Origin of the sequence: Coleofasciculus sp. F4-SAH-05, from assembly GCF_040222985.1 — a bacterium.
GTDB classification, from domain to species: domain Bacteria; phylum Cyanobacteriota; class Cyanobacteriia; order Cyanobacteriales; family Coleofasciculaceae; genus Coleofasciculus; species Coleofasciculus chthonoplastes.
This window is the reverse complement of the sequence record NZ_JAVKBY010000091.1, coordinates 1-8,452: the sequence shown is the minus strand read 5'-3', so window position 1 is coordinate 8,452 and position 8,452 is coordinate 1. Positions and strand designations below refer to the sequence as shown.

Annotated in this window: 7 protein-coding genes and 1 pseudogene; 5 read left to right on the top strand and 3 right to left on the bottom strand. The window is 45.6% G+C overall.

Annotated elements, in window-relative coordinates; all coding sequences use genetic code 11:
• The 3 genes from RIG27_RS11565 to RIG27_RS11555 form a co-directional block, all read left to right on the top strand.
• On the top strand, nucleotides 1-946 hold a 946-nt coding region (locus RIG27_RS11565), incomplete at its 5' end, for a hypothetical protein (RefSeq protein ID WP_446345244.1).
• A 133-nt stretch (nucleotides 947-1,079) separates the two neighbouring features.
• Entirely contained in the window at nucleotides 1,080-1,370 is a 291-nt protein-coding gene (locus tag RIG27_RS11560; RefSeq protein WP_446345242.1) for a hypothetical protein, read from the top strand.
• Nucleotides 1,371-1,427: 57 nt separating this feature from the next.
• The gene (locus RIG27_RS11555; RefSeq protein ID WP_446345240.1) at nucleotides 1,428-3,518 is read left to right on the top strand and encodes a CHAT domain-containing protein; all 2,091 of its coding nucleotides are present in this window, start codon (nucleotides 1,428-1,430) and stop codon (nucleotides 3,516-3,518) included.
• Nucleotides 3,519-3,866: 348 nt separating this feature from the next.
• Here RIG27_RS11555 and RIG27_RS11550 read toward each other — a convergent pair whose 3' ends face one another.
• Together RIG27_RS11550 and RIG27_RS11545 are read right to left on the bottom strand one after the other, a co-directional pair.
• A complete protein-coding gene (locus tag RIG27_RS11550) occupies nucleotides 3,867-5,195 on the bottom strand; it encodes a caspase family protein (RefSeq protein WP_446345238.1) in 1,329 nt (442 codons plus the stop codon).
• A 117-nt stretch (nucleotides 5,196-5,312) separates the two neighbouring features.
• Nucleotides 5,313-5,489: pseudogene (locus RIG27_RS11545) on the bottom strand (caspase family protein); the annotation flags it as partial.
• A 531-nt stretch (nucleotides 5,490-6,020) separates the two neighbouring features.
• Between RIG27_RS11545 and RIG27_RS11540 the strand changes: the two are divergent.
• Together RIG27_RS11540 and RIG27_RS11535 are read left to right on the top strand one after the other, a co-directional pair.
• The gene (locus RIG27_RS11540; protein ID WP_446345246.1) at nucleotides 6,021-6,836 is read left to right on the top strand and encodes a ChaN family lipoprotein; all 816 of its coding nucleotides are present in this window, start codon (nucleotides 6,021-6,023) and stop codon (nucleotides 6,834-6,836) included.
• Nucleotides 6,837-6,865: 29 nt separating this feature from the next.
• Entirely contained in the window at nucleotides 6,866-7,351 is a 486-nt protein-coding gene (locus RIG27_RS11535; protein ID WP_446345236.1) for a hypothetical protein, read from the top strand.
• Nucleotides 7,352-7,641: 290 nt separating this feature from the next.
• Here the strand turns inward: RIG27_RS11535 and RIG27_RS11530 are convergent, their stop codons facing one another.
• A complete protein-coding gene (locus RIG27_RS11530; protein WP_446345234.1) occupies nucleotides 7,642-8,130 on the bottom strand; it encodes a Dps family protein in 489 nt (162 codons plus the stop codon).
• Nucleotides 8,131-8,452 lie beyond the last annotated feature (322 nt).

Genomic DNA, 8,452 nt, shown 5'->3' with positions numbered 1-8,452 from the left:
TCCCTCGACAGATTCTTCTAATCTGGGATTATTGGGTAAAATGGCAACTACCGCTTGTCTATTTGAACCGTTTCGTAATGCCCCTACTGTAGCCGAAATACACGGTTGCTTATTGAAATTGTATTCGCTACGAGCTGAACTTTTGAGACAGGCACGACGGGAGAAACGTTCTGTGTCCGAGGACGAGTTACCCCTTTTGTGGATTCTATCGCCCTCTTGTTCTCAACGGTTACTCAACGGGTTTGGTGCCAAGTTGAATGAGTCGGAGAATTGGGGAGAAGGGGTTTACTTCTTACCGGAGTTTCAGAGAACCGCACTGGTAGCGATTAACCAATTACCCGTAAGTCAAGATACACTGTGGTTAAGAGTATTAGGAAAAAGGAGAACACAGCAACAAGCAATTGAGGAGTTACTTGAGTTGCCCCAAGAAAGTCCATTGCGGCGGAATATACTGGAAATACTAGCCAATTGGCGCATTAATGTGGGCAGGAGTGAAAGGTTAAGTAATGCAGATCGGGAGTTAATTATGAATTTATCACCAGCGTATTTTAAATGGCGGGAAGAGGCTGTCTTAGAAGGCAGACAAGAAGGACAGCGACTCATGGTGGAAAACTTCCTCCGAGTGCGGTTTGGTGAGATTAATGCCGAATTAGAAGCGATCATCGCACCGATGTTACAGTTACCGCCAGAGGTGTTAACTCGTCTACTGTTTAGCCTTTCTAAGCAGGAGTTATTACTGTGGTTTGGCGAGGGTTCTGGGCGAGATTTGAGATTCGGCGAAGGTAAGCGGGAAAAGGTGGAGAACCTGCTGAGAGTAAGGTTTGGTGAAGTTGATGCGGAATTAGCCGACAAAATCGCAGCCATGTTAGAGTTACCTCATCAAGAGTTGACTCCTTTGCTATTGACGCTTTCTCGTCAGGAATTATTAGAACGGTTTGCTGGGTAGGGATAAATCCCTGGATAGGTGAAAATGGGGACGTAGAGACGCGCCATGGCGCGTCTCTACATTGCATAACCTCAACCTCGTAAGACATAGAGGGTAGTGAAGGCGCACTCAACCCAAACGTGAACGTAAACTGATGCATTACCAAAAGCCAACAGAAAAACGTCAAACCTATTTTCTCAAGCCAACCTTAGCTTCTCGGCAATGGTTGGTTTATTCCTGCCATGCTGTAATCACTATCTTCAGCAGCGTTTTCATAGTTGCTGTGGGACAAGATCAGGGGTTATCCCTACCAAAACGCGCTGGAGAAATAGCGCCGATAAAGATCGCCCAAACCGACAAACGCGCTGAAGCCGAACGACTGTCTGACGAAGGATGGCAACTGTTTCAACAAGGGACAGCCGAATCACTGCAACAAGCGATTTAAAAATGGGAAGCAGCGCTTCCTCTGTGGCGTGAGGTGGGGGATCAATCAAAAGAGGCTTTGATTTATCTGCTACTGGGTAGAACTCATGATTTATTAGGATTCAAGCAAAAAGCTCTAGATTATTATAATCAAGCCTTACCTCTTTATCGAAAACTAGAAGATCGCGCCAGGGAAGCAATAACCCTGAATAATATTGGTGCTGTCTATTCAGCTTTAGGAGAAAAACAACAGGCATTAGAGTACTACCAACAGGCTTTATCCTTAAGACGGGCGGTGAGCGATCGCGCCGGGGAAGTAATAACGCTGAATAATATTGGTATTGTTTATTCAGATTTAGGAGAGAAACAACAGGCATTAGAGTACTACCAACAGGCTTTACCCTTAAGACGGGCGGTGGGCGATCGCACCCAAGCAGCAGAAACCCTCTCCAATATCGCCTACATAGAAAGCAACCGAGGCAATCTCCAACAAGCGTTAACTCAAATGCAAGCCTCGATTGAGATTATCGAAGATTTACGGACTAAAGTAGCTAGTCCTGAACTACGTCAAACCTATTTCGCCACGGTACAAAGTTATTACGAATTCTACATCGATCTCCTGATGCAACTGCATCAACAAAATCCTTCTCAAGATTACGATAAACTAGCCTTCCACGCCAGCGAACGTTCTCGCGCCAGAACGCTATTAGAATTACTCACCGAAGCCAATGCCAATATCCGAGAAGGTGTAGATCCTGACTTACTCCAACAAGAACAAACCTTAAACGCTAAACTCGATGCGACGGAAAAACAACGGATTGAAATATATAGTAATCCTGAATCAACTCCAGCCCAGAAAACCGCTATTGAACAACAACGACAACAACTTTTAGCTGATTATCAACAACTGCAAGACCAAATCCGGGCGACAAGTCCACAATATGCCGCCCTGAAATATCCCCAACCCCTAACCTTAGAACAAGTTCAACAACAGATTCTGGATGAGGATACTATTTTATTACAGTATTCCTTAGGTGAAAACAATAGTTATCTCTGGGCAGTAACCAAAGATAGCTTAACCAGTTATCAACTCCCTGCCAGAGATGAAATCGAAGCCTTCGCCCGCCGCTTCTATAACCTCTTACAAATTCCCGGTTATGAAATTGGCAATCCCAGAGGCATTGCTAAGGTTGTCCCCCGTAATAATTTAAATTCCGTGGCACAACTGAGTAAACTCCTGTTCGGACAAGTGGCTGAACAATTAACTAAAAAACGCATCGTCGTTGTTGCGGATGGGGCATTAAAATACATTCCCTTTGCCGCTTTAGCCACACCCGAAACTGCCGATACCGATACTCCCGTTCCCTTAATTAATCAATACGAACTGGTCAACTTACCCTCCAGTTCCACCTTAGGGATTATTCGTGACCAAATTAACGGACGCCAGGAAGCGCCCAAACAATTAGCGATTCTGGCTGACCCGGTTTTCACGGATAATGATAACCGCCTGAAAACTCCCTCAAATCAAGGCACAGAAACAACTTTAAATCAAGCGTTACTTAATCGTTCTGTTCGCGTTTCTGACATTAACTTAAATCGTCTTCCTGGCACTCGTACTGAAGCCGAAGCCATTCTAAATTTAGTCGCATCAGCCACCCAAGTTAACGCCTTTGACTTTGATGCCAATCGTGACTTTATCGACAATCCCCAACTGAGAGATTATCAGATCATTCATTTAGCCACTCACGGTATTCTCAATAGTGAAGCACCCGAATTATCGGGTGTGGTGTTATCGTTAGTGGATCAACAAGGAAATTCCCAAAATGGCTTTTTACGACTCCACGATATCTTTAATCTGAATCTGCCAGCGGAATTAGTGGTATTAAGTGCTTGTCAAACGGGATTAGGAGAAGAAATTCGAGGCGAAGGATTAGTGGGGTTGACGCGAGGGTTTATGTATGCAGGTGCGCCGCGTTTAGTGGTGAGTTTGTGGAATGTGGATGATGCAGCAACGGCGGAGTTTATGACTCGATTTTATCGTTTACTGTTAGATGATGGATTGAAGCCTGCCCAAGCGTTGCGGGAAACTCAGTTGCAAATGCAGCGAGAAACTCAATGGAAATCTCCCTATTATTGGGCAGCGTTTACGTTGCAAGGCGAGTGGAATTAAATCTCTCTAAAAGTAGGGTGCGTTAGCGCAGCGTAACGCACCGAAATATTGCCATACCGAACGGAAACATGGTGCGTTACGGCGCTTATGTATTGAGATGATAAACGTTAATCCTCAAATTCGCCTAACGCACCCTACGGCACACCTTATTTGATGGCAACATGGTGCGTTACGGCGCTTATATATTGAGATGATAAACGTTAATCCTAAAATTTGCCTAACGCACCCTACGGCACACCTTATTTGATAGCAACATGGTGCGTTACGGCGCTTATGTATTGAGATGGTGAACGTTAATCCTCAAATTCGCCTAACGCACCCTACGATTACGACTGTTGATAAGAGTGGTTAAACCACGTTAAACGTAATCGAAAGCGCTGCCATTTGTGAGGTGCGAATCCGCCGCCTCACTCCTACTTGTGCGCCTCGACTAACATCATCAACTAAATCATTAATTATCTCCAATGAGTCCTCTCCCCGCGTCGAAATTATCCCCCTTTTACCTCTGGCAAGGCTACGCAGTTTGAGTAAGGCTTTAGTTAAGGGTTGATCACTGGCGACAATTAAGACTTCGCCCAAGCCAGCCTCTTCCGCTACCAAGACAAATTCATCTATGTTGGGATTGGGAATTAACAGCGTTTGATTGGGCTTAATCCGGGTGGCATTATCCGGATCTTGCCGTGCGTTTTCCTGAAATTCATTAGGAAATAAAACCGTAATTCCGGCAGTTGGATCAACCAACATAATTCCTAAATGTAAATCCTTCTCTTCCCGATTCGTAACTCGAAACTGAATCACTTCTAAGGCTGGATAAAATAAACCTAAACTATCCACAGGTGGCATTTTATCCGGTGTTTCTAATGACAATTGCTGCTGATACTCATCGGTCATCCGACTTCGTTGATTGCGACTATTCGGTGGAACCTCTACCAGGGGGAGTTGGGTGGAAAGGAATCGCATATCCCGTTCAATTCCCGCGATCGCACTTTCCACATCATGGTTATTCTGCCATAATGTTTGGGTGAGTAGATAGGTAAACGCTCCCGCATGAAATCCGGGAAAGGGATAGTCCGCCGCGAATTGTTCCCGTTGGGCTGAAGCAATCACCGCGCCAGTGGCGACGCCTTGCTGATACAATTTGATCAAGTCTTCAGGGGATAGATTCAGCCGTTTTAGCCATTGTTGTTGATACTCGACTTCTTCCGGACTAATCCGGAAATCCACGCCCCCAGGAATCGCCCGGATTTTCACATTTCCCCGGGTTCCGCCCCCCGAATGACAACTATCCAGCACCACAGTAACGTTGTCGGTTTTCTGCTTCAGGGCAAACATGAGTAAAAATAGGGTATGTCCAGTAATTTCATTGACAAACCCTTCCTCGGCTTGCCAATGTTCATTCGCCGGAACAAAGGAACTATTCAGGGGATAAGTCGGATCAATGGGATTGGGATCAATGACTTGTGAACCATGTCCCGAAAAATGAAACACTACCACATCTCCGGGTTTGGCTTGCTGAATTAAATGGGTTTCAAAGGCGGTTAAAATGCCATCACGAGTCGCCTCGGTATCCGTAACTGTCTTGATATCCTCCGGCTGGAACCCGAAGCGATTAATCAGGAGTTGTTCCTGTAAGCGAACATCATTGACGCATCCAGAGAGGCTAGTGCAGCGCGGCAAAAATACAAGAGCCGCTTCGTAGATACGATGAAGCAGGGGGAGCAGAGGGAGCTGGGGAAGCTGGGGGAGATATTAGCTGTTCAGTTATTTCTGCTTTCTTGCACTAGTAAAGCGATCGCTATTGGTGGGATACTGGTTAATCCCCACTAACAGGGCAAGTTTGCGGGAGGTGCTTTGGGCTAAGACTTTACCATAGCGTAAGGATTGGCGCTGTAAATCCAGTTGGTTTAAACCGATGGTTGCTAAAGCCGAGGTAGCAAATTGGATAAACTGACGACGCTTCATAGATGTCATAAATTTATGATCATAGCGATATATCTCTCAACCTGAGAGACTCATGCAGAATGATGTTGGGGGACAATACAAGTTAACCTGACAATGCGCCTAACGCACGATGGCGGCATGGCACAGCTAAAATTGTGGATTAGATTTGTCGATTTTATGGGCGCACGCCATGCGCCCCTACTGTCGTGGCACAGCTAAAATAGGGTTTTGTTTGTAGTAAGCACGAAGAGTGCTATAAAGCTTAGCTGGAGAGGGCTGAGGTTCCCTCACTACGAACCAATTCTAATTCATCAAATAAGGTGTGCCATGCCCCTACAATGATGAATTAGATGATAGATTAAAGATGTCCCCGGATTGACGTGCGACTATAAAAATTGTAAGATTTCAAGCATGGCACAGCTAAACAAGTGGAATCAATTGTAGGTTATTTTGACGTCAGGAAATCTCAGCAAATATAGGCTAAAGCCCTTACTAAGAACCCAACTTTGCGCTTTGTCTTTGGGTATCGTTTGCTTCTGTACCCCCCCGGCTGGCGCTCAAATGTCTCATCTGCTGACACAGGCGAATAATCAACCTGTTGAGATGCAGTTTGAAACATCTCCAGAAACGATTCTCCAGGAATTAGTTAAAGCTGATGTCGTTTATCTAGGGGAAATTCATAGTAATCCTGATGACCATAAAGCCCAACTCGAAATTCTGCAAGCCCTTTACCAAGAGAATCCAAAAATTGTCCTAGCGATGGAAATGTTCCAGCGTCCCTATCAGGATATTCTGGATCAATATTTAGCTGGACACCTGACAGAAACTCAATTGATTGAGCAAACAGACTATGAACAACGCTGGGGATTTCCCTGGGATTATTATGCCCCCCTATTACAGTTCGCTCAAACCCATCAACTGCCTGTTTTAGCCTTAAATGCCCCCACGGAAATTAGCCGCAAAGTTGCCCGGAATGGCTTAGAAAGTCTCACGAGTGACGAACTTCAGCAGATTCCCCCCCTGGATGAAATTCGCACCGATAACGCAGACTATCGGCAAATGGTTGAAGCGGTTTATAATCAGCATCAACAGGCAGGTCATGGTAATAGCGATGGCTTTGAACGATTTTTCAGCGTTCAGGTGCTATGGGATGAAACTATGGCAGACGGGATTGCTGATTTTCTCACCGCTAATCCGGATTATCAAGTCGTCGTGATTGCGGGTAGGGGTCATATTGTCTATGGCTATGGTATACCCAGCCGAGTTGCCCGTCGTCTGAGTTATCGTCCCTTAATTCAGCGTTCGGTGTTGTTCGGTATGCCAGAAGCGGTAGAAGAAAATGGCGCGATCGCAGATTTCTTTTGGCAACCTCGCTAATATTACAAAAGAAGCACATTGCTGTTAACATGCAATACCTACCCGATTTAACCAACCGTTTGCACTATCAAGGGATTTACCCCTGTCCCATCTGTCGTGTGGGTCAAATTCAAGGGATGCCATTAATGGATGCGCTGGCTTGTGAAGCCTGTCGTCATATTTTCGTGGCTGACTTGGAACAGCAATTATTGAAAATGACCGATAGACAGCCACCCCTCACCTGGCGCTGGACTGGTAAAAACTGGGTGGGGGCGCATCTCCAAGGTATTGAATGGGGATGGGTTACCTGGATTTTTGCGGCGGCGTTTGTGATTCTACCCACGACGTTAATTGGCGTAGCTGCTTACACCTTCCCGCCCACGCCCGGTAGTCGCTTGGCTTGGCTACCCATGGTTTGGACAGGATTAACCTTTTTCTTCCATTTTGCCGTTATTGTCTGGCTATTAATGGAGTTTTATCAGTTTCCCCTACGAGTCTACTTGCGAACTCGGCGGCGACGTTTGCTGAGGCGTTAATAACTCAGAAGGCAGAAGGCAGAAGGCAGAAGGCAGAAGGCAGAAGGCAGAAGGCAGAAGGCAGAAGGTTCCAGCCGGATATGTATGATAGGAATGGTCAATTGTAGGGGCTGGTTTAGCCATTAAATCAGATATTCACCGAAAACTGAACAACAAAACCCGCCCTGATTCCAATGTAAAAACCTTGTCCTCTAACAAAGTAAAGGATCAAAAAGAAATGGTGGGTTAATCGACAAGAAGGCTATACCTACACTGTCGCAATAACCCAACCTACATTTAACAATGACCGATTATTTCAGCATACTCCGCAGCATCCAAGCGGTTTTCTCATGAGTCCGCATCCGTTCAGTTAATAGGTCAACGGTAGACTCATCATTCGCCCGTTCAGCCGCTGGAAACGCTTCCCGCGCTGTTCTCACCACGGCTTCATTGGCTTCGACCAGTAAACGTACCATTTCTGTGGCTTCCGGAACACCACGAGTTTCTGGAATCGAAGAGAGTTCGGCAAATTCGCTATAACTACCAGGCGCTGGATAACCAATGGTGCGAATCCGTTCGGCAATATCATCCACCGCGACAGCTAATTCAGTGTACTCGGTCTCAAACATATTATGCAGCGAGTGGAACATCGGTCCGGTTACGTTCCAGTGGAAGTAGTGTGTCTTGAGGTAAAGGCTATAGGTGTCTGCTAGCAGGCGAGACAATCCTTCAGCAATCTCTTTGCGGTTTTGTTCTGATATACCAATATTGACAGGCGCAGATTTATCAGCTGTTTGCATAATGTTCTCCTAATTTGCTCCAAAAATAACGTTAACAGAAAAGCTGGTCGAGTTCCTTATTTCACCGAGTTTCACGGAAATAAATTAGCCAGTGTGACGCCAAATTTGAGTGAACGACTAAGCCTATCATGCATTTAAATTAAGTGTCAGTAGCGACCAAGATGGTCAATGTAGTGACCAAGATGGTCAATGTAGTGACCAAGATGCTCAATGTAGTGACCAAGATGCTCAATGTAGTGACCAAGATGCTCAATGTAGTGACCAAGATGCTCAATGTAGTGACCAAGATGCTCAATGTAGTGACCAAGATGCTCAATGTAGT

Coding starts and splice junctions, on each gene's coding strand:
- RIG27_RS11560 (WP_446345242.1), top strand. CDS start 1,080: ATGCATTACCAAAAGCCAACAGAAAAACGTCAAACCTATTTTCTCAAG.
- RIG27_RS11535 (WP_446345236.1), top strand. CDS start 6,866: ATGCAATACCTACCCGATTTAACCAACCGTTTGCACTATCAAGGGATT.
- RIG27_RS11540 (WP_446345246.1), top strand. CDS start 6,021: ATGTCTCATCTGCTGACACAGGCGAATAATCAACCTGTTGAGATGCAG.
- RIG27_RS11530 (WP_446345234.1), bottom strand. CDS start 8,130: ATGCAAACAGCTGATAAATCTGCGCCTGTCAATATTGGTATATCAGAA.